The sequence below is a fragment of the Paraburkholderia sp. CI3 genome, assembly GCF_050436505.1.
Lineage (GTDB): Bacteria > Pseudomonadota > Gammaproteobacteria > Burkholderiales > Burkholderiaceae > Paraburkholderia > Paraburkholderia tuberum.
Genome location: NZ_JBNDMI010000003.1, coordinates 1,046,737 through 1,066,942 on the forward strand (window position 1 = coordinate 1,046,737; position 20,206 = coordinate 1,066,942).

Annotated in this window: 13 protein-coding genes; 5 read left to right on the top strand and 8 right to left on the bottom strand. The window is 60.3% G+C overall.

The genetic code is table 11. From position 1 onward, the window contains the following. Positions 1–78: 78 nt before the first annotated feature. The 8 genes from OKW29_RS13530 to tssB all read right to left on the bottom strand — a co-directional run bounded on the left by OKW29_RS13530 (position 79) and on the right by tssB (position 12,326). Entirely contained in the window at positions 79–2,706 is a 2,628-nt protein-coding gene (locus OKW29_RS13530) for a glycoside hydrolase family 19 protein (RefSeq protein WP_429291414.1), read from the bottom strand. Positions 2,707–2,879: 173 nt separating this feature from the next. Next, the gene (locus tag OKW29_RS13535) at positions 2,880–3,137 is read right to left on the bottom strand and encodes a hypothetical protein (protein WP_429291415.1); all 258 of its coding nucleotides are present in this window, start codon (positions 3,135–3,137) and stop codon (positions 2,880–2,882) included. A gap of 369 nt (positions 3,138–3,506) precedes the next feature. Then, positions 3,507–3,953 carry a hypothetical protein gene (locus tag OKW29_RS13540; protein ID WP_429291416.1) on the bottom strand — a complete coding sequence of 149 codons (447 nt, stop codon included), beginning with the start codon at positions 3,951–3,953 and terminating at the stop codon, positions 3,507–3,509. Positions 3,954–3,964: 11 nt separating this feature from the next. Next, positions 3,965–4,930, bottom strand: coding sequence for a hypothetical protein (locus tag OKW29_RS13545; protein WP_429291417.1), 966 nt, complete (start codon positions 4,928–4,930; stop codon positions 3,965–3,967). Positions 4,931–4,941: 11 nt separating this feature from the next. After that, positions 4,942–7,746, bottom strand: a complete 2,805-nt coding sequence (locus OKW29_RS13550; RefSeq protein ID WP_429291418.1) for a glycoside hydrolase family 19 protein — start codon at positions 7,744–7,746, stop codon at positions 4,942–4,944. 19 nt (positions 7,747–7,765) lie between these two features. Beyond that, on the bottom strand, positions 7,766–10,105 hold the full coding sequence (locus OKW29_RS13555) for a type VI secretion system Vgr family protein (RefSeq protein WP_429291419.1): 2,340 nt from the start codon (positions 10,103–10,105) through the stop codon (positions 7,766–7,768). Between the two features lie 78 nt (positions 10,106–10,183). Next, positions 10,184–11,740 (bottom strand): type VI secretion system contractile sheath large subunit, encoded by a 1,557-nt coding sequence (tssC, locus tag OKW29_RS13560; RefSeq protein WP_429291420.1) that lies wholly within the window; start codon positions 11,738–11,740, stop codon positions 10,184–10,186. Positions 11,741–11,813: 73 nt separating this feature from the next. Further along, positions 11,814–12,326: a type VI secretion system contractile sheath small subunit gene (tssB, locus tag OKW29_RS13565; RefSeq protein ID WP_184010923.1), complete on the bottom strand. Its 513-nt coding sequence runs from the start codon at positions 12,324–12,326 to the stop codon at positions 11,814–11,816. A gap of 561 nt (positions 12,327–12,887) precedes the next feature. Here tssB and tssK point away from each other — a divergent pair. From tssK to tssH, 5 genes are all read left to right on the top strand, one after another. Continuing rightward, positions 12,888–14,240, top strand: coding sequence for a type VI secretion system baseplate subunit TssK (gene tssK, locus OKW29_RS13570; RefSeq protein ID WP_429291421.1), 1,353 nt, complete (start codon positions 12,888–12,890; stop codon positions 14,238–14,240). Beyond that, positions 14,237–14,968, top strand: a complete 732-nt coding sequence (locus OKW29_RS13575) for a DotU family type IV/VI secretion system protein (RefSeq protein WP_429291422.1) — start codon at positions 14,237–14,239, stop codon at positions 14,966–14,968. Before tssK ends, OKW29_RS13575 begins: the two co-directional genes overlap by 4 nt. Then, positions 14,965–16,740 carry an OmpA family protein gene (locus tag OKW29_RS13580; protein ID WP_429291423.1) on the top strand — a complete coding sequence of 592 codons (1,776 nt, stop codon included), beginning with the start codon at positions 14,965–14,967 and terminating at the stop codon, positions 16,738–16,740. The genes OKW29_RS13575 and OKW29_RS13580 overlap by 4 nt, the downstream gene beginning before the upstream one ends. Before the next feature lie 111 nt (positions 16,741–16,851). Next, positions 16,852–17,337: an Hcp family type VI secretion system effector gene (locus tag OKW29_RS13585; protein ID WP_184062887.1), complete on the top strand. Its 486-nt coding sequence runs from the start codon at positions 16,852–16,854 to the stop codon at positions 17,335–17,337. Positions 17,338–17,483: 146 nt separating this feature from the next. Beyond that, positions 17,484–20,195 carry a type VI secretion system ATPase TssH gene (tssH, locus tag OKW29_RS13590; RefSeq protein ID WP_429291424.1) on the top strand — a complete coding sequence of 904 codons (2,712 nt, stop codon included), beginning with the start codon at positions 17,484–17,486 and terminating at the stop codon, positions 20,193–20,195. Positions 20,196–20,206: the final 11 nt, after the last annotated feature.

Genomic DNA, 20,206 nt, shown 5'->3' on the forward strand with positions numbered 1-20,206 from the left:
TTGCCTCGAAGATCTGCACATGTACTCTTCGCGCATGCTGAACTACTTATAAGAATGATCGACAGAATAATGCTATTCTTAATCATCAGTGCACCCAGATGAAAAATCTTGATCGAATATGGCGGAAATTTCTCGCTTGAACTGCTGGCGTTCGGAAATGCCTTTGTACCCAGGATTTATCGGGTGAGTAACTTTTTTTACACCCTCATCACCGAGAGTCGTCGGATTGTCGGCGATCGAGCCAATTCCCCTATCGCTCCAGAACCATAATCCAGTTTCTATGATCACTCTGGGGTTATTTTCAACAAGCTCCGGCTGGCTATCAGTGGGATAGCCAATCGCGTGCGCACAGCGTTTGTAGGTTTCGTAATGAGTCAAATGAAGCAGGCCGCGACCGCGAAAATCTTTTCCAGGTTGTTCGTTTGAGCCAAAGCAGTGCTCCCCGTAAGCAGCATCATTTGCGATAAGATGATTTTGAATCCATGCTATTTTTTCCGCAGGAGTCGGGAAGGTCATGTTCTTGCGAGCAAATCCATTATTGATGGCTGTGGGGGCCATCTCATATAAGCTTTTTCCTGTGTATTTTTTATAGTAGAGCGACTCTCTAAATGCTGTAAAGCGCTGTGTCTCGTGCTTGGCCTGTGCCAAAAGATGCTTCATTTGGCGGCAGGTGTTAACGCCATATTGTGGAAATAAATCAACGGATGCGCGGGTCATCGCGACAACAAAATCTGTCCCAGCGCTGGGGGCAATTTTTCTCAAGAAGTCCCTGGTCAATGTGATTATTGCGCCGCACCGCTTGCAGACAAGATTTTTACTGGCGAAATTTGCTACTGTGGCAATTGGGCTAAGATGATGCACATCTGAGCCCGGGAAGCCCGATACTTCGGCTTTCACCTCATCCCACCACGCGAGCTTCTCGATCCGCTTCCGCTCTTCCTCGTGCTGCGGCTTGGGCCCCGTCTGCTTCTCCAGCTCGGCGATCAGTTGCTTCCATTTTGCCGGGTTCGCCCACTCGCTCTCGTGCCTGACGATCAGCCGGGACGCCGCCTGCATCAGCCACGGATACCCGCCACGCTCAGTCTGTGACAGCGTGCATAGCTCATCAGCTGCCTGCTTCCCATCGCCTTTCCTGAACAGGGCGTCGTACACCTTGAGGATCAACGGACTGAGATTCGAACGCGAAGCGAGGTCGGCAACATTGGCGCCGCTCGCATAATCAACCCACTTCTGGGTGGTCGCAAAAATCGTATGCGCCGGATCATGGGCATCCGCCAGGCACTCGAAGTCGACCCACTTCTGCGCGAACTCCGGCGTCACCCGACCGCTCGGGTGGTTGAAGTCGCACACCCAGCCGTCGACCGGTTGACCCTGTGCATTCACCCCGTCGACGTGCCACCAGCTCACCGGGTAACCCGGATCGGGATGCGGGTGCGGCTCGGGGATCCGTCGATTCGAATCGCGCGCCAGTTCGGCGAGCGAATACACCTGAACGGTGTCCGTCTTTCTCGACTGCGGGTCAGCGCCCAGGACAAACTTCTTGTCCTGGTGTTGACACAGCACCGTGCCCGGTGCGGTCCGCAGGATCGTCGGCTCGTACGGCAGGCCCAGTGCCGCCCAGTCCTCCTTGTGCGGACCGTGCTGGTTGACCCATGCGCGCCCCTGCTCGAGGAACGGCTGGATGCTGTCGTCGCAGAACACCTCGATGTGCGCCATCCGCGTTCCGGACGTGCCTTGATTCAGCGAGTCGTAGCGGCCAAGGTGACCAATCAGGTCACCAGCCTTGACCGGAATGCCGCCGCCATCGCCATGCGGATCTCCCTTCGTGCACGTCTGATCCGTCGTGACGATCACCCGGTCGAACACCGAGTCCGGGATGACCTCCTCGGCGACCGGCCCGCCGTTTTCCTGGCCCAGACAAACCCAGCGACCGATGGCACGGGACGGCTCGACGTATCCGCCGGCTTCCGGCGGATACAGCGATGCCCCGTACAGGTCCGTTAGCTGACCCCAATCCCTCTCCCTTTTGCCGATGCTAAGGCTCGCCCCTTGCGGCACAATGCCGATAATTTCGCCGTGCGGATGGCTTTTGCGAACCCGCAACCCCTGCTGCGACGGATCGGCCATCTGCCCGTTGCGGCCCGGCGAGGGCTTGTCCTGCGCGTGCGGGGTGACCTTCCATTGCCGTGGCCAGTACGACGGCTTGTCACGTTTCGGGAAGTTCGCATAGTCCTCCCAGGACATCAGGTGCATGTACAGGCTGTAGAACGTCAGCTTCGTGCCCGGCGGAAACTCCATCATGTGCCGCACCAGCGCGAAGCCCGTGCTATACGGCGCCTGGACCGGTGCTCCGTCACCGGCTGCAGCAATCTCGCTAAGCGGATAGGTCCTGTTGACGCGAAACGCAATCAGCACGCCATCGGCGATGCAGCGCAGTCCCGCGTCGAGATCCAGCAATTGCCCTGCGCCGGCCTCCGTGACGTGGATGCCACCGTGCCACATACCCTTGCGGCTCACGAGATACGCGCCTGATGGCTCGCGTTCGGCCAGCAGGCGGTAGATCTCGTGCTCATCGGTGAATTGCGCGGAAGCCCCGGACTGGCCCCGTCCCTTGCGCAGGAACGGAAAGGCGAACGACAACGGCTTCAGCCTGGCCGGGGCCGGCGTAGACGCTTGCGGTTTCTTCGCTGCAGGTTGACTCGTCATGGCTGTGCTTAGGTTGTGCTTACTCAGAAAATCCGAAGTTGGTTGCGTCCTTTACGTCGTTGAGCGGCGCCCTGGACCAGGCGGGAAATTTGAAACTGCCACCGTCCGCGTCGTCGACCTTCAGGTTGCCCTTGAGCTCGATTACGCCGGCCGGACAGATTCATCACCGAAATCTATCTCGGCTTGCTGCGCCAGTATTTCTTAACGTCTGCGGATGTTCTGTATCGGAATTTAGACGCCCTGCCGTCGACATAGCCCTCCACCACAGTCATTGAATCGTCTTCAGAGACACGCTTGTTTTCCACCAACATTCCATTTTCATCAAAATTGTAGGCGTACACCTGATGAAGCCGCCCATAGGTTCCATCGCCGCGATTGTTTATATCCCACGCAACAATGGAAAACACATTGACGCGACCATGCAGAGACATAAAAAAATCGACTCGACTACGGGCGCACTCCCCTCAATTGAGTATCGTGCAAGCTCGGCTTTTTCACATCCGCTTTTCGTCGGCCGATAGAAATCAAGAATCAACGGATATTCGGCAGTGCCGTTTTCGATGGGAATCCTTGAATCTTTTACCAACGCAGATGCATCGAACACGTTGTTCTTTACATTTGCCACTGGGCAATCGATGACGACACTTTCAGCCCCATATCCGCTGAGCGTGAAAACGAACTGCATCGCACTTGCTGTACAATAACCTGAAAATAAACATTACTTCTCTTAGCGTACATCAATTGATCGATATTTTTCAATGGCAATTGCTTGATAGGCTCTTTCGCGTATCGATGCATCGTTATTGCACGAAAGATTGGAAATGCTTTTTTTTTCCTTTATATACTGCAATACCAGCGTAAAACGTCGGGCCTTCATCGGTTTTAATGGTCCTATCATACAAATAATACGTGTAGCCCAAGCGAGAAAATCGAATATGAGCCTCCCCGCCACCCGCGTATGGCGTGTTGGAAAAATAGAATACATCCTTCTTTTTTCTTTTGCTGTCTGAGATCTGCAAATTTATCTTTCCATCAACCTCATTACGATAGGTCAGAGTTCCATTTTCAGTCGATTGACACAGCGATGAAACAGACTTTTCAAGTTCGCAGTTGAAGATTGCCGTCTCATTTATTGTACACAATCCTTCGGCATGCGCACCCATCGCTGAAACAAGGCCAATGATTAAAACTGAGACTATTCGACAAGCGAGATTCCTCATTTTATTCGCGAATTGTTCGAGCGGCATGCGATGTTGCATCAATTAATAGACTCCCAACGGATCCATTTCTGAATCGAGCGCCCGCTCTTTTCTACGTACTCTATTTTTAACCACTCCCTTTCCTTCGCGCTCAGGATCCTTACGTCATCGCCTTTAACCAAGTACATTTTGGTTTGATATTCGCCGCCTGGTTCATCGAACAGGAACGCCATTTTGGCAATAATTTTGCGCAACTCGATATGACCTCTCTGGGTGGCGATACCTTGAAGTTTCATCGAAACATATTCTGAGCTCATATTATCTCCTACCTTTTTTAGCTCCATTGCAATATTCTTGTATGCCGCAACATTGTTCGCACTCGGGCGATCGCATGCCACCAAGTTATAAACCCCCAAGTTTGACGAAATCACCTCTCGAATTGAAAGGTTAAATGGCTTGCCGACAGAGTTTACATATCCTTTCCATAAGGCATTTGCGTCCCCAAATTGATGCTTGAGCATTTCACTGCTCGCATCATCCGTCAGTCCGGAAACTACCCAACGATCGCCCTGCTTTCCCCACTGCCCTTCGCATAGCTCACCAGACTGGCTGCTTACGACGCAACCGGTCTTTGTTTCTAATACCGGACAATATTGCCTAGTCTGAACCTCTGGTTTCCCGGAGGGTCCTGGATCGACGATGCCAGCTCTGAGTATGTCAATTACCGCATATTTGCCAGTTGGAGATACTCTTGGAGGAATAGAGTTGCCAAATATCACCCCCCCTGTTGGGGTTAATGCCTCCAAGGGGAACAGATTGAATTTATCTCCTTCCGCACTCGTATATGTAGCAGTCTTCCAACCAGATCCAAAGGTTTTTTGCTCCTTAGCCGTTAGCGGTGCCGAGAATGCGAGCATAGCGCCGCCCAGAAGGGGCGTATGGTCCTCGCTCGCGCGGCACATTTGCGAGTTCATCACCAAGGCCAAGGATAAACATTGGACTAACGAAAATTGGATCGGATTCAATTACCCCTCCTTTAAGCAAGACTGCTCTTGAGTGATGAATATCTTGCCGGTGCGACGCTGACACCGCCAACCCTCGCCATCTCTCTGGTTGGACCATATATTTCCAAGATATCAGACTCGTAATCTTCGTGATTACCTCCCCAATCACCCGGATTTTTAGGAACAGATGGATGGCGGGAGAAGAACGTATTCAGCGCCTTGCCGATGTCACGCCCGACGTATGATGGTCGGTTTACGCTCTGATCTAGCGCCGTTGCACGCCCTAAATCCGAGGTGAAATATTCTCCAACTGTGTGTGAATAATGCGCCGGAACAGTGCGCAATACTACATTCCTGAGGCGATCAACGAAATCCATCAACTGACGTTTTTCGTACGGCTTGCTTGAAATCGCATGGACGATTGCGGCCAAGGGTACATTCTTGACCATAGCCCTGAAGTTGCTGTTCGAACATCCATTTCTGATGAGCTTTTTTAATCTATCGCCGGTAATTTCCTCTCCACCCGTAAGTGTCGGGTGAGAGTAATACATGATGGCAGTCAAACCCGTTCCTTCGACCGCCCAGCCGCATTGTTCAAACAGGTTTCGATAGTCTGCCTCGTTCGATTTCTTGAATTGTGCAACCTGAGCTGGGAATTCTCCGTTTCCAGACGAATTGATCGTTTTTTGCATTGCGCCTGCAGTTACGACTTCGCTGTCGTATGACTGCACAGAGTCCAATTTTCCTTCGTTTGCGGACATGGCAATAAGTATCCGTTGTTCGCTTGATGACAGTTCGCCGGCACTCACCATGTCACCGAGTGCGGTTGATTTTCCCATTGGCTTGGAACCCCAGTACACTGGACCGTAATTGGACCCCATTCGTGTAACCTGAAACACCTCTTCGTAGCAGCATGCACATTTGCACTCGTCAGGATCTGAGGCTAAGTTCGCTCGAAGTGCAATAGGATGAATGTGAAAGACATCTGGCGCAGGGAAACCCGGGATATGGGTCTTCACCTCATCCCACCACGCGAGCTTCTCGATCCGCTTCCGCTCTTCCTCGTGCTGCGGCTTGGGCCCCGTCTGCTTCTCCAGCTCGGCGATCAGTTGCTTCCATTTTGCCGGGTTCGCCCACTCGCTCTCGTGCCTGACAATCAGCCGGGACGCCGCCTGCATCAGCCACGGATACCCGCCACGCTCGGTCTGTGACAGCGTACAGAGCTCATCAGCTGCCTGCTTCCCATCGCCTTTCCTGAACAGGGCGTCGTATACCTTGAGGATCAACGGACTGAGATTCGAACGCGAAGCGAGGTCGGCAACATTGGCGCCGCTCGCATAATCAACCCACTTCTGGGTGGTCGCAAAAATCGTATGCGCCGGATCATGGGCATCCGCCAGGCACTCGAAGTCGACCCACTTCTGCGCGAACTCCGGCGTCACCCGACCGCTCGGGTGGTTGAAGTCGCACACCCAGCCGTCGACCGGTTGACCCTGTGCATTCACCCCGTCGACGTGCCACCAGCTCACCGGGTAACCCGGATCGCGATGCGGGTGCGGCTCGGGGATCCGTCGATTCGAATCGCGCGCCAGTTCGGCGAGCGAATACACCTGAACGGTGTCCGTCTTTCTCGACTGCGGGTCAGCGCCCAGGACAAACTTCTTGTCCTGGTGTTGACACAGCACCGTGCCCGGTGCGATCCGCAGGATCGTCGGCTCGTACGGCAGGCCCAGTGCCGCCCAGTCCTCCTTGTGCGGACCGTGCTGGTTGACCCATGCGCGCCCCTGCTCGAGGAACGGCTGGATGCTGTCGTCGCAGAACACCTCGATGTGCGCCATCCGCGTTCCGGACGTGCCTTGATTCAGCGAGTCGTAGCGGCCAAGGTGACCAATCAGGTCACCGGCCTTGACCGGAATGCCGCCGCCATCGCCTTGCGGATCTCCCTTCGTGCACGTCTGATCCGTCGTGACGATCACCCGGTCGAACATCGAGTCCGGGATGACCTCCTCAGCGACCGGCCCGCCGTTTTCCTGGCCCAGACAAACCCAGCGACCGATGGCACGGGACGGCTCGACGTATCCGCCGGCTTCCGGCGGATACAGCGATGCCCCGTGCAGCGCCGTCACCTGGCCCCAGTCCTGTCCCTGCACTTTCTCCTTCTTGCCGATGCTCACGCTCGCGCCCTGCGCCAGGATGCCAACGGGCGTGCCATTGGGGGTCTTGCGAACCCGCAACCCCTGCTGCGACGGATCGGCCATCTGCCCGTTGGGGCCCGGCGAGGGCTTGTCCTGCGCGTGCGGGGTGACCTTCCATTGCCGTGGCCAGTACGACGGCTTGTCACGCTTCGGGAAGTTCGCATAGTCCTCCCAGGACATCAGGTGCATGTACAGGCTGTAGAACGTCAGCTTCGTGCCCGGCGGAAACTCCATCGTGTGCCGCACCAGCGCGAAGCCCGTGCTATACGGCGCCTGGACCGTTGTTCCGCCACCGGCTGCAGCAATCTCGCTAAGCGGATAGGTCCTGTTGGCGCGAAACGCAATCAGCACGCCATCGGCGATGCAGCGCAGCCCCGCGTCGAGATCCAGCAACTGCCCTGCGCCGGCCTCCGTGACGTGGATGCCACCGTGCCACATACCCTTGCGGCTCACGAGATACGCGCCTGATGGCTCGCGTTCGGCCAGCAGGCGGTAGATCTCGTGCTCGTCGGTGAATTGTGCGGAAGCCCCGGACTGGCCCCGTCCCTTGCACAGGAACGGAAAGGCGAACGGCAACGGCTTCAGCCTGGCCGGGGCCGGCGTGGGCGCTTGCGGTTTCTTCGGTGCAGGTTGACTCGTCATGGCTGTGCTTAGGTTGTGCTTACTCAGAAAATCCGAAGTTGGTTGCGTCCTTTACGTCGTTGAGCGGCGCCTTGGACCAGGCGGGAAATTTGAAACTGCCACCGTCCGCGTCGTCGACCTTCAGGTTGCCCTTGAGCTCGATTTCTCCGGCCGGACTGCCGAGAATGATCTTGCCGCCCGAGACCTTGATGTAGGCACCGGACCCGTCACCGATCGTGACGCCCTTGCGGCCCGTGACGATGACTTCGCCATCCGATGAACTGGCTGTCATGTCCTGCATTGACATCAGTTCCATCGTGTCGGATTGCGCCTGAACCTGGACCTTGCCCTTCGCGGCGAAGATCCGGACTCCAAGCCGCGCCGCAAAAAGCGAAATCGCCTCGCCAGCGGCGACCGCGATACGCTTCATGACGCCGATGTCGAGACCGTCGCCTGCGGTAACGAACATTTGCTTGCGAGCCGCAAATTGCATCTGTCCGCCGCTCGCGAGACCGACACCTTCCGGAGCTGTCGCCAAAATTACCGGCTTCTGCAGACCCTTGAGCTTTTGCTGGATCAGCACGCGCTGTTGATCGATGTCAGCCTGCAGCGCCTTCGCAGCGTTCGCCGAGTCATTCAGCGCACGCAGGACCTGTTCGGCCTGCTCGAGCGTCATGTCGGCATCCTGCATGGCGAGTTGCTGGCCCGCGGCACCCGGTTGTTCTTCGGCGGTGACAAGCACGCCCTTCGCGCCGCGAACAGCCGCAGCCCCATCGGTTCGCAATTCGGCGCCGTGCCCGCGGTTTTGGCGATCGCCGTCGACCATGTGCCCGAGATTGAGCTCACTAGTCTGGTGCGGCGTGGTCAGATGGACGTGCTCGACACCTTCCTTGTCCTCCATCCGCAGTTCGTTCTGCGCGGCCGTGCGGATAAGGTTGCGAGTATGGTTCAGGTTGTTGACGAGATCCGGATGCAGGCTGTCGTGCATCGCGCCGATAATCACGGGCCTGTCCGGATGACCGTCCGTAAAGACGATCGCCACCTCCGCCCCATCGATCAGCGGGAAGTGGTGCCCGTAATTGTCGCCGCTGTACGGCTTCGCGAATCGCACCGGCCGGCTCGTGCCGCCCGGACTCCATTCGTCGAGGTCGAACGGCAGCTTGATCACGTACCAGCCCTGCTCGGTCAGGTACGCGTACTTGTAGCTGCCCGGTGACGTAATGCGGGCCGGCAGGATGCCGTCGATTGACGGTCGCTCGATTGAGGCCATCGGAGTACGCCAGACCCGGTCCGATGGAATCCCCTCGAAGGTGACCCAGTACGACTCGCTGCGGCCACCGCTCGATTCGACCGAGGTGATGAAGATTCCGTGCTTCGCATCGGCCGGATTCGGGTCGGCGCGCATCACTTCGCCCGCCCCGAGCCAGAACGGATTGCCGGTCCCCTTGAAGGTGATCTGCTTCGCCAGATATTCCTCGTGGCGCAAACGGGCCACGCTCTTGCCCTCTTCGGGCGTCTGGTAGTGCTCGCCCCAGCGGTAGTCGATCCCGTGCGTCGTCTTGTCGACGCGCGCAGCATTTTCCTCCACGAGCAGCGACACGCCGGCCTCACGATGGTTGTAGTCGTGTAACCGCACGACCTCGGGCACGCGCCGGGACCGCTTCTCGAGCGTCTTGATGGCGTCCGTGCCGGAACTCTCGAGCCCCGAGTCGCGCCGGTACGGCACCGTACGCTGCTTGCGCGCATAGGCGTCCAGATCGTCGCCGAACACCATCACCGCCCGGTCCTGCTTCTGCTCCCAGCGGAACCAGATCCCCTCCTGCGCACAGATGCGCTGGATGAAGGCAAACGTTGTCTCGAGATATTGAGTGACGTACTCGTGCCGCTTGTACTTGTGGCGCAATTGAAATTCGACGTCGACACCTGCCCGGTAGCCATAATGGCCCAGCGTGTCGGTGACGATTTCCTCGACCGACTGCTTCTGGAACAGGCGGCTCGTGACGCCCCGGTTCAGGTCCGCGAGCGCGGGCTCAAGCCGGACCCGATAGTGTGTCACGTCGGCGGATGTCGCATGCTCATCGAACTCCGTGATCACGCCATGGATCGTGTATGAGGGCGGCATCTTGCTGAATTGCTCCGCGTTCTCCCCGAACATCTTGCGCAGATAGTCCATGTTCGGATCAACCGGGGCAATGATAAATTTCGCGGGACGGCCAACCACCTCATCCATCGGGATGCCGGACACGGGGCATGCAAATTCGATGTCGTACCGGTACAGCTCGCTCACCGCATCCCGGCCCGTGAATTTGAGCACGGAGAAGGGCGCCGGATGCGGCGCCAGTTTCAACTCGTAGGCCTGTGTAGGCAGGATCGACGACATGCAGAAACTCCGTTGAGCGAACAAACGCGACGCCGGAGCCGTCATGGCCCAGGCGACTGACACATACGGGCTACAGGATCAGCTCTTCGCCTTCGGCATTTGCGACACCAGCGACAGCCCGATGTCCATCCCCTCGACCTGGAAGTGCGGGATGATGAAGAGCTTGATGCGGAAAAAGCCCGGGTTGTCCTCGATGTCTTCGACGGTCACCTTCGCTTCACGCAGCGGGTGCGATGCCTGCAACTCGTCGCCCGGATCTTTCATCTCGGTCACGAGACCCTTGATCCAGTTGTTGAGCTCGATCTCCAGCAGACGTCGATCCTTGGTCGTCCCGATGTTTTCGCGCTGAATCAGCTTCAGGTAGTGCGCGATACGCGACAGCAGGAAGATGTACGGCAGCCGTGCGTTGATACGGCTATTGGCCGTCGCTTCCTTGGTCTCGTACAGTGCCGGTTTCTGTGCAGAATTCGCCGAGAAAAAGCACGCGAAGTCGTGGTTCTTGTAGAACGACAGCGGAATGAAGCCCAGATTCGCGAACTCGAATTCGCGCGTTTCCGGAATCAGCACTTCGCTCGGGATCTTCGGCTGCACGCCGGTGCCAAGGTCGTACAGGTGCACCGGCAGGTCTTCCACCTTGCCACCAGCCTGCGGGCCGCGGATCTGCACGCACCAGCCGTTGTTCACGAAGCTGCGCGTCATGTTGGCCGCGAACGCGAACGACGCGTTGACCCACAGGTACCGGTCATGGTCCGGGCCCTTCACCGCTTCCTCGTAATTGAACGCGCGCACCGGCGTCGTGTCCTTGCCATACGGCAGGCGGCCGATCACGCGCGGCATCGTCAGACCGACGTAACGCGCGTCGTCCGTGTCGCGGAAGCTCTTCCACTTGATGTACTCGGCGCGATCGAAGTAGTTGCCGATATCCTGGATCGCCGCGACTTCCTCCATCGACTTCTTGCCGAAGAATGCCGCGCCGACCGAGCCGATGAACGGCATATGCGCAGCCGCCGCGACCTTCGAGATGTTGCGCAGCAGTGCTACGTCCTGCGGCGAATTGGCGAACTCGAAGTCGCTGATCAACGCGCTGATCGGCTGGCCGCCCGGCGTGTCGTACTCCTCGATATACGTGAGGCGATACAGGCCGCTCTGGATCAGCTCCGGCGTGTCTTCGAAGTCGCGTTGCAGCGCATCCTTCGACACGTCCAGCACTTCGATGCGCGCGTTCTTGCGAAAATCCGTGCGCGACACCAGCATCTTCAGGCCACGCCAGCGGCCCTCCAGCGCCTGAAACTCAGGGGTATGCAGCACCGCGTCGAGCTGTCGGCTGATCTGCCGGTCGAGCTGGCCGATATGAAAATCGAGCAGCGACTTGTCGAGACGCTCGACAGGCTGGCTCGATTGCGCGACCAGCTCGAGAAACGCGCCGATACCACGCGCGATGCGCTCGTCGGCCGACGCCTCGGACAGCATGTCGCTATCGCGGAATGCCTCGAGCGGGCGCGCCTCGGATACGGGCTTCAGGTTGATCTTGTTGCACAGCGACGCATAGACGCTGTCGCCGGCGAAAGACATGTCTTGCGCGGCATCGAGCACAACGGTCTCGGTCGCGCCCTGACGGGATTCGTTCTGTTCCATTTGTGTTCCTGGCTGAGTTTTTGCAGCAATGCGGTTGCGCCAGGCGGTGACGGCTTGCTTCGACCGTCCCCGCTCAGGCATGGCCTTCCGGCTGGGTCGCGGCAGTGGCGATCTGCGCGAGTTCGCCGCGCAGTTTGTCCGACAGGCGCCGGTCCTTCAGGACCTTTTCGAACTCGCGACGGAACGTACTGTTGTCGAGCAGATTGGACTTCAGATCGCGCAGCAGATTGCGCATCGCCAGCAGCGCCTGCAATTCGGGAATCTGACGCGCCACCTGCTCCGGCTCGAAGTCTTTCATCGAGCGAAACGCGAGCTTGACCGGTAGCTCCGAACCATCGTCGGCGAGCGTGTTCTCGGCCGCGATCTTCAGGTCGGGTGCGTAGTCGGCGAGCACCGCGTCGAAATTATTTTTGTCGATGTTGACCTTCTTGCGCTCCGCCAGTGCCGCCTGCTCGCGGCCCGCACTGAAATCGCCGGCGACCAGCAGCTTGAGAGGCAGTTCGACCTTCTTCTGCGCGCCGCCCGTGTGCAGGTCCAACGTGATCGAGACGCGACTCTTCGGAATTTCGCGCTGAAAGCTGTCCATTCATACTCCTCATGTAATCAGATTCGACACAACCCGCAGATCTCGCCCATGGCGATGCGGTGGCTCCATTCGCGCATGCCCGCGCACTTAAAAAGATATGCGCGACTCGCAATGGGAATTACGACGACGATACCGCATTGCACGACTTCGGATAGTGCACCTCATTTAAATTCAGACGATATTAAAGCAGGTTTTTCCGCATTACGTCAAAGCATATTGACCGAGACGCGGAATCAAACAGTGTGAACAATGGTTAAATAGATTCTGTTTTCGCAGATTCTCTGCCATCGCACCGCCCGTAGCGGGGAACGAGGAATTGACGCAATTTAACATTTATTAAACTTAGTTAATTCACCACGCATTTATTTGACACAATCTCAAATTTAATTTCGCTTTCTCAGAATAAATCTCAACCGCATCTCAAATTTGAATTGGTCAATTTTTGTCATATTTTCAACGTCAGCCGAAATATGGGTATACGATCGGCGAATACGACATATAGAATCCGGAATCTCGGGTAATCCAGATTAAATCAGCAACAAGCATCAGACCAAAATACTTATGCGGATCGACAAACCGCTCTGGCATGAGGGCCTCATCCTCACGCAGCAGCACTTCCAGCAGCAAGAACGATGGGCCGGCTTCGCGCTGCAGCAGCTCGCCACGTCCGCGCTCGCGCAGCCGTGGGGCACGCTCGGCGTCGAGATCGACGAAGAGGCGTTGGCCACCGGCCGTCTGAAGCTCGCACGGCTCAAGCTGCGTTTTTCAGACGGCACGCCGGTCGACACGACGCTGACCGACGCTCTGCCCGCCGCGCGCGATCTGGCGCAAGGCGTGCCCGCCGATCTGCAAAGCGTCGTCGTGTTCGCGGCGCTCGCGCTGCCCGATGCGAACGGCGACAACTGCCGGTTCGATGAAACGTCGCTTGCGCGTCCACGCCGCACGTATCGCGAATTCGTCAAGGTCGTGGATCTGAACGGCGGCAGCGAAACCGAGATCGCGTCCGAGCGTCACGCGCTGCGTCTGCTGTTCGATTTCGAATCGCATGCCGACGACACGGTCTGCGCCATCGCGCGGCTCACGCGCAGCACGAGCGGCCAGTTCCAGGTCGATCACCGTTTCGTGCCGCCGTGCCTGACGCTCGGCAGCCACCCACTGCATGTCGAGCGCATCAATCGCCTCGCCGATATCCTGCAGGCGAAGAGCGTTGCGCTCGGCGCGCGTCGTAGCGAACGGCTCGAACAGGTCGCCGAATATGGCGTCGCCGACGTGCAGCTGTTCTGGCTTTTGCACTGCATTCACGCGGCGTGGCCGCAGTTGCGGCTCTACGCGGCGCATCCGCGCCGCTCACCGGAGCAGCTCTACACGACGCTCGCGCAACTGGTCAGCGCGTTGATCACGTTCTCGACGCGCGTGCAACTCACCGACATTCCCGCCTACGACCACGCGCGCGCCGACGAGGTGTTCACAAAGCTCGAGGCCACGATCCGCGAATTGCTCGACGCGATCATTCCGTCGCGCGTCGTGTCGATCGGCCTCACGCGCAAGAGCGCGACCACGTGGGCGGGTCAGTTCCTCGACGAGCGCATCGTCGAAGGCGCGGCCGACTGGTATCTGTCGGTCAACGCGCCGATGCCGGCGTTCGAGCTCGCAGAGCAGTTCCCGCGTCTGTGCAAGATCGGCGCGCCCGACGACGTCGAGCACATCATCAATTCGGCGCTGCTCGGCATCCCGCTCAAGGCGGTAGCGCGCGTGCCGGCCGCGATTCCGGTGCGCCTCGACAACCAATACTTCGCGCTCGATCCAGCGAACGCCGCGCATGCGAAGATGCTCGCCGCGCGCGCCTGCCAGATCTATCTGCCGGCGTCGGTGCCCGACGCATCGCTCGAACTTTACGCGGTACTGCGCTCATGAACGCCCTGCGCCGAAGCCCCAACGAAGCGGCGCTGCTCGACAGCGCGCCCGGCGCGACGCGCGCGTCGCGCGAAGGCATTCGCGACCTGCTGCGCGACACCGCGCTGCTCGTCACGACGCTTACGCCCGGCGGTCACGCGGGTCACGCAATCGACTTCCGCAATCGTTGCGCTTCGCTGATCGCCAACTTCTCGACTGCACTCGAGCGGCGCGGCTATCCCGACGACGTACGGCGCGAAGCGCTACTCGCGCAATGCGGGCTGCTCGATGAAGTCGCGCTGCGCTATCTGCCGCCCGAAAGCCGCGCGGGGTGGGAACTGAAACCGCTGCAAGTCGAGTTGTTCAACCTGCACGACGCGGGCGAGCGCGTGTTCGAACGGCTCGAAGCGCGCATGCGTGAAGCGTCGCCGCACATCGAGCTGCTCGAATGCTACGCGGCGATTCTGAGCCTCGGCTTGATCGGCCGTTTCGCGCGCGATGGCGAAGCGAAACGCACGGCGTTGACGACAGCGCTGCATGCGCAGCTGGAAAAACTTCGCCCAGCGCCCGCACGCACCTTCATCGCCGATCGCCCCGGCCGCCGCTTGTCGGACTGGTTCTACCGGCTCTCGCCGTGGGCGATTGCAGGGCTCGCATGCGTGGTCGCCGTCATCGTCTGGGTGATCTGGTCGGCCCTGCTCGACAGCCAGCTAGCGCAACTCGCGCACGCGAAGCCCACGCAGCCGTGAAGTCCGATCTGCGCATCCTGTCCGCAACGCCGACGCGCACGCCCGATCGCGCGTACGAGAGACTCGGTTACCCGTTGCGCGCGATGCTCGTGTTCACGGCCGTGCTGGCGCTCGCGGCGATCTGGTTCGTGCTGCCGGGCGGACGCGGCATCGCATGGGCGCTGACGGCGGTCGTCGGCTTGCTCGTGGGCGTACTCGTCGGATGGCGCACGCTCTGGCTGTCCCGCGCGGGCGAACAGAGCGCGCAGGTCCTAGCCGCGCTCGGCGCCTCGACCGCCGGAATTCCGCCGAGACTGCGCACCCGCATGCCGCTCGTGCTCGTTACCGGCGACGGTCTGCCGGCTCTGTTCGATCGCAACCACGAGGAGCGCTTCGCGCATGTCGGCGACGGCGCGATCTGGTTGCGCGTCGATCATCCGCAGCAGTTACCGCGTCTCGCGGTTGCGCTCAGACAGTGGCGCGACGGACGTGCGCCCGATGGCGTCGTGCTGTCGGTGGCGCCCTCGCTGCATGTCGGGGCCGACATGCTCACGCAGAAGCTGCGCGTCGTGCGCCATTGCGTCGCCGATGCGGCTCGCACGCTCGGCACGCGGCTGCCGGGCTATGTCGCCGTCTATCAGCGGATGACGACGTGCCCGCCTGGTCTGTCGGCGCCTGCGTGGTACGGGGTGTCGTCGGCGACGCGAATCGTCGATGCCGAGCGTTTCGAACTCGTGGTCCGCGCGGCCGAAGCCGAGCCTCAGCGCGTGCCTGGCGAGGCGGGCAGTACCACGGCTACCACGCCTACCACGCCTACCACGGGTGCCGCGCGCGCGGCGGCGCTCGCGTCGCTCGTCGGCTGGACGCAGCGGGTCGTGATCGGCACGTTGACCGACCCGCAGCAGCCCGCCACGCCGTGGGCGTTGTTCGGCGCGGGTTGGATCGATTGCGGTCCAGCAAGCGGTTCGGCAACCGGTTCGGCCGATCCGTGGGAACGCGACGTGCAGATGAAAACCTGTGTGAGCCGCGCCGCCGTCGGCGCATCACCGCTGCCGTGGCCGCTACCGCAACCGCTGATCGAAGCAACACCGCGGCGCTACTGGATGTCGCCGCGCCGCACTGCCTGCGCGCATGCGCTCGCGCTGCTCGCTTGCGCAGCCGCCGTCGCGTCGTGGTCCGCCGCGAGAAACAACGAAGCCCTGCTCGATCGCATCGGCACCGACCTCGGCCGCTATTCGATGATTCCGGCCGCGCACGACAACGCCAAACGCGACGCGCTGCAAGCGCTCGTCGCCGATCGCGATCAACTCGACCGTTACGCGCGCATCGGAGTGCCGCTGCGACTTTCGCTCGGCATGTATCGCGGTGCGCAACTGCTGCCGGCGCTGGACACCGCGATCGCGTCGTACGTGCCGCCTGCTCCGCCGCCGGCGGTCGTCACACTCGACAGCATGTCGCTATTCGACAGCGGCCGCGCTCAGCTGAAGCCCGGCTCGACGCGCGCGATGGTCGGTGCACTCGAAATGATCAGGACGAATCCAGACAAGCGGATTCTGGTCGCCGGGCACACCGATAACGTCGGCAATCCGCAGAGCAATCTGAAGTTGTCCACGGCTCGCGCGCAAGCCGTGCGCGACTGGCTGATCGACGTGTCGGGCCTCACGGCGTCGCAGTTTGCGATTCAGGGCTATGGCGACACGCGGCCGATCGCGAGCAACGCTACCGACGACGGACGCGCGAAGAACCGGCGAGTCGAAATCACGCTCGTGCCGGACGCTCCTTCAAACCAATAGGCGAAAAAATCGCAGTGTTTCGCCCCTGAAGCATCGCGCTTCGGGATCCAGACGCTCGGGGGCTGCTCCGGGCGGTTGTCGCAGCAGTAGAAAAATCAAGGAGTAGAAAGTATGGCAATTCCGGCCTACATGTGGCTCAAGGACGACGGCGGCGCTGACATCAAGGGTTCGGTGACGGTGCAAGGCCGCGAAGGCAGCGTCGAGCTCGTCGCGTTCGATCACGGCGTGCATATCCCGACCGACGGCAACACCGGCAAGCTGACCGGCACCCGCGTGCACAAACCGATCACGCTGACGAAGGAAACCGATGCGTCGACGCCGTATCTGTACAAGGCTGTCACGAGCGGCCAGACACTGAAGTCGGTCGAGATCAAGTGGTACAAGATCGACGACGCCGGCAAGGAAAAGGAGTACTTCAACACGAAGCTGGACAACGTGAAGATCGTCGCGGTCAAGCCCAAAATGTTCGACATCAAGAATCCCGACTACGAGAAGCACAACCACATCGAAGACGTCGAGCTGCGCTACGAGACGATCACGTGGTCGTACAAGGACGGCAACATCATCCACAAGGACACCTGGAACGAGCGTTCCTGATGTAAGCGTGGTAAGTAGGACCGGCGCAGCGCCGGTCTCGTGACGTGCGTTGACGCGTCTTTACCGGTCCGCGTGGCGGGCTGGTCCTTTTTCATCGGCGAGTGCACAGCGCACTTGCCGCTTCCCTCCGTGACCGAACTGCCGACATGACCTTGCGCGACGACCGAAGAAGCGCCCTTTGGGACACCACTCATCTGCTGCGCCGACTCAACCCGCACTGCGCGCAGGCGCTCGAAGCGGCCGCGAGTCTTTGCCAGACGCGACTGGCTGACGAGATCACGGTCGAGCACTGGTTGCTGAAGCTGATCGAAGCCGGCGACGGCGACATCCCCGCTATCCTGCGGCGTTGCACGATCGATATCGACGCGCTGTGGGATGCGCTGCTCGGTGCAATCGACCGTCTGCCGCGCAATCTGCGCGGCAAGCCCGCCCTGTCGCCGCAGCTGGCGGCACTGCTTAGGGATGCATGGCTTCACGCATCTTCGGAGAGCGCCGAGGCGCGAATCCGCTCGGGGAATTTGCTGCAGGCGATCGTCGATGCGCCGCATATGCTGCGCGCCCAGAATGCGTGGCCACTGCTTGCCGTCAGCAGTGCGCAGATCGAACGGTTGCTGCCGCGAATGGCGCATCGGTCGTGCGAAAGTGAAATCGAAAGCGAAGACGAGGAACAACGATCTGAACAGCCGCAACCTGCGGCAAGCGCCGCGGCGGCGAACGGCGTCTTTCGCGCAAAAGAAACCACACCTGCCAGCGCCGACGCCCTCGCCCGCTTTGCGATCGACCTGACCGACAAGGCGCGCCGCGGCGACATCGATCCTGTGTTCGGGCGCGAGCGCGAGATCCAGCAGATGGTCGACGTGCTCGCGCGCCGTCGCAAGAACAATCCGATCCTCGTCGGCGAACCGGGTGTCGGCAAGACCGCGCTCGTCGAAGGGCTCGCGTTGCGCGTCGCCGAAGGCAGCGTGCCGAACGTAATAAGCGACGTGCGCATCCTCACGCTCGATCTCGGCCTGCTGCAAGCGGGCGCCGGCGTGAAAGGCGAATTCGAGCAACGCCTGAAGACCGTGATCGACGAGGTGCAGGCTTCACCCGTGCCGATCCTGCTGTTCATCGACGAAGCGCACACGCTGATCGGCGCCGGCAACGCGGCGGGCGGCGCCGACGCCGCGAACCTGCTGAAGCCCGCGCTCGCGCGCGGCGAATTGCGCACGATCGCGGCGACCACGTGGTCCGAATACAAGCAATTCTTCGAGCGCGACGCGGCACTCGAACGCCGCTTCCAGATGATCAAGGTCGAAGAACCCGACGACAACGCGGCCTGCTTGATGCTACGCGGCCTGAAAAGCCGCTACGCCCGATACCACCATGTACACATTCGCGACGAAGCGCTGGTCGCCGCGGTCAAGCTGTCGCGTCGCTACATCCCGGCGCGGCAACTGCCGGACAAGGCCGTCGATCTGATCGACACGGCCGCCGCGCGCGTACGCATGGGCCTCGAAGCACCGCCGGCCGAGTTGCAACGCGCGCGGGCCGCGGTCGCCGCGCTGGAGCTCGAACGCGCGGCGCTCGCAGACGACGAACGCATCGGCATCGACGATAGCGAAGCACGCCGCGGCGCACTGGACGCCGCGCTCGCGAGCGCGAAGGCCGAACTCGCGGCGCTGCAAACACGTTACGAACAGGAGCTCGAACTCGTCCAGGCGCTGCACCGCCAACGCGACAGCGATGCCGTCTCGCGCGATGCCAGCGCTTTCGCGCAAGCACGTCGCGCACTGACGACTGCACAAGGCAAGGCCCCGTTGATCTTCGCCGACGTCGACGCCCAGGCGATCGCACGCGTCGTCGCCGAGTGGACCGGCGTGCCGGTTGGCAGTCTCGTCGAAGACGAACTGCAAAGCCTGCTGACGCTGGAAACGCAGCTCGCGACACGCGTCGTCGCGCAGCACGACGCGCTCGCCGCCCTGTCCGAAAGCCTGCGGACCGCCAAGGCGGGGCTCAAGAATGAACACGCGCCGCTCGGCGTGTTTCTGCTTGCTGGACCATCGGGCGTCGGCAAGACCGAAACCGCGCTCGCGCTCGCCGACCTGCTGTTCGGCGGTGAAGCCGCGCTCACGACGATCAATATGTCCGAGTACCAGGAATCGCACACAGTCTCGCAACTGAAGGGCTCGCCGCCCGGCTACATCGGTTATGGACGCGGCGGCATTCTGACCGAGGCGGTGCGGCAGCGTCCGTACAGTGTCGTGCTGCTCGACGAAGTCGAAAAGGCGCACCGCGACGTGCTCGACATGTTCTATCAGGTGTTCGATCGCGGCATGATGCGCGATGGCGAGGGGCGCGAGATCGACTTTCGCAATTGCGTGATCCTGATGACGTCCAATCTCGGCAGCGCGCAAATCGATGACACGACCACGGAAAGCCCTCAGATCTCGCACGACGAACTGCTCGACGCGATTCATCCGCAGCTCGTCGGCCACTTTCAACCGGCGCTGCTCGCGCGCTTCCAGACGCTCGTGTACCGCCCTCTCGATGCGAGCGCGCTGGCCTCGATCGTGCGCCTGAAGCTCGGTAACGTCGCGCAGCGTCTGCACCGCCAGCACGGTGTCGAACTGAGCTGCGACGAAGCGCTGATCGATGCGATGGCCGCGTTGTGTCTCGCGCGCGAATCGGGCGCGCGCAACGTCGATGCGTTTGTCAATCAGCGCATTCTGCCCACGGTGTCGCGCGAACTGCTCGCGCGCATGGCATATGGAATCGCGCCCGCCAGGATCCTGCTGACCGGTTCACCCGAAGGTAGTCTGACGATCGATTTCATCGATCGCGAAGAAGCCGTGGCTGAACATGCGGCGAACGGCTAACGGAGCGCCAC

Bases quoted from the DNA above. Each gene is read 5' to 3' on its own strand.
- tssH (WP_429291424.1), top strand. From the start codon at position 17,484: ATGACCTTGCGCGACGACCGAAGAAGCGCCCTTTGGGACACCACTCAT.
- tssB (WP_184010923.1), bottom strand. From the start codon at position 12,326: ATGGACAGCTTTCAGCGCGAAATTCCGAAGAGTCGCGTCTCGATCACG.
- tssC (WP_429291420.1), bottom strand. From the start codon at position 11,740: ATGGAACAGAACGAATCCCGTCAGGGCGCGACCGAGACCGTTGTGCTC.
- OKW29_RS13530 (WP_429291414.1), bottom strand. From the start codon at position 2,706: ATGACGAGTCAACCTGCAGCGAAGAAACCGCAAGCGTCTACGCCGGCC.
- OKW29_RS13535 (WP_429291415.1), bottom strand. From the start codon at position 3,137: ATGTCTCTGCATGGTCGCGTCAATGTGTTTTCCATTGTTGCGTGGGAT.
- OKW29_RS13550 (WP_429291418.1), bottom strand. From the start codon at position 7,746: ATGACGAGTCAACCTGCACCGAAGAAACCGCAAGCGCCCACGCCGGCC.
- OKW29_RS13555 (WP_429291419.1), bottom strand. From the start codon at position 10,105: ATGTCGTCGATCCTGCCTACACAGGCCTACGAGTTGAAACTGGCGCCG.
- OKW29_RS13585 (WP_184062887.1), top strand. From the start codon at position 16,852: ATGGCAATTCCGGCCTACATGTGGCTCAAGGACGACGGCGGCGCTGAC.
- tssK (WP_429291421.1), top strand. From the start codon at position 12,888: ATGCGGATCGACAAACCGCTCTGGCATGAGGGCCTCATCCTCACGCAG.
- OKW29_RS13575 (WP_429291422.1), top strand. From the start codon at position 14,237: ATGAACGCCCTGCGCCGAAGCCCCAACGAAGCGGCGCTGCTCGACAGC.
- OKW29_RS13540 (WP_429291416.1), bottom strand. From the start codon at position 3,953: ATGCCGCTCGAACAATTCGCGAATAAAATGAGGAATCTCGCTTGTCGA.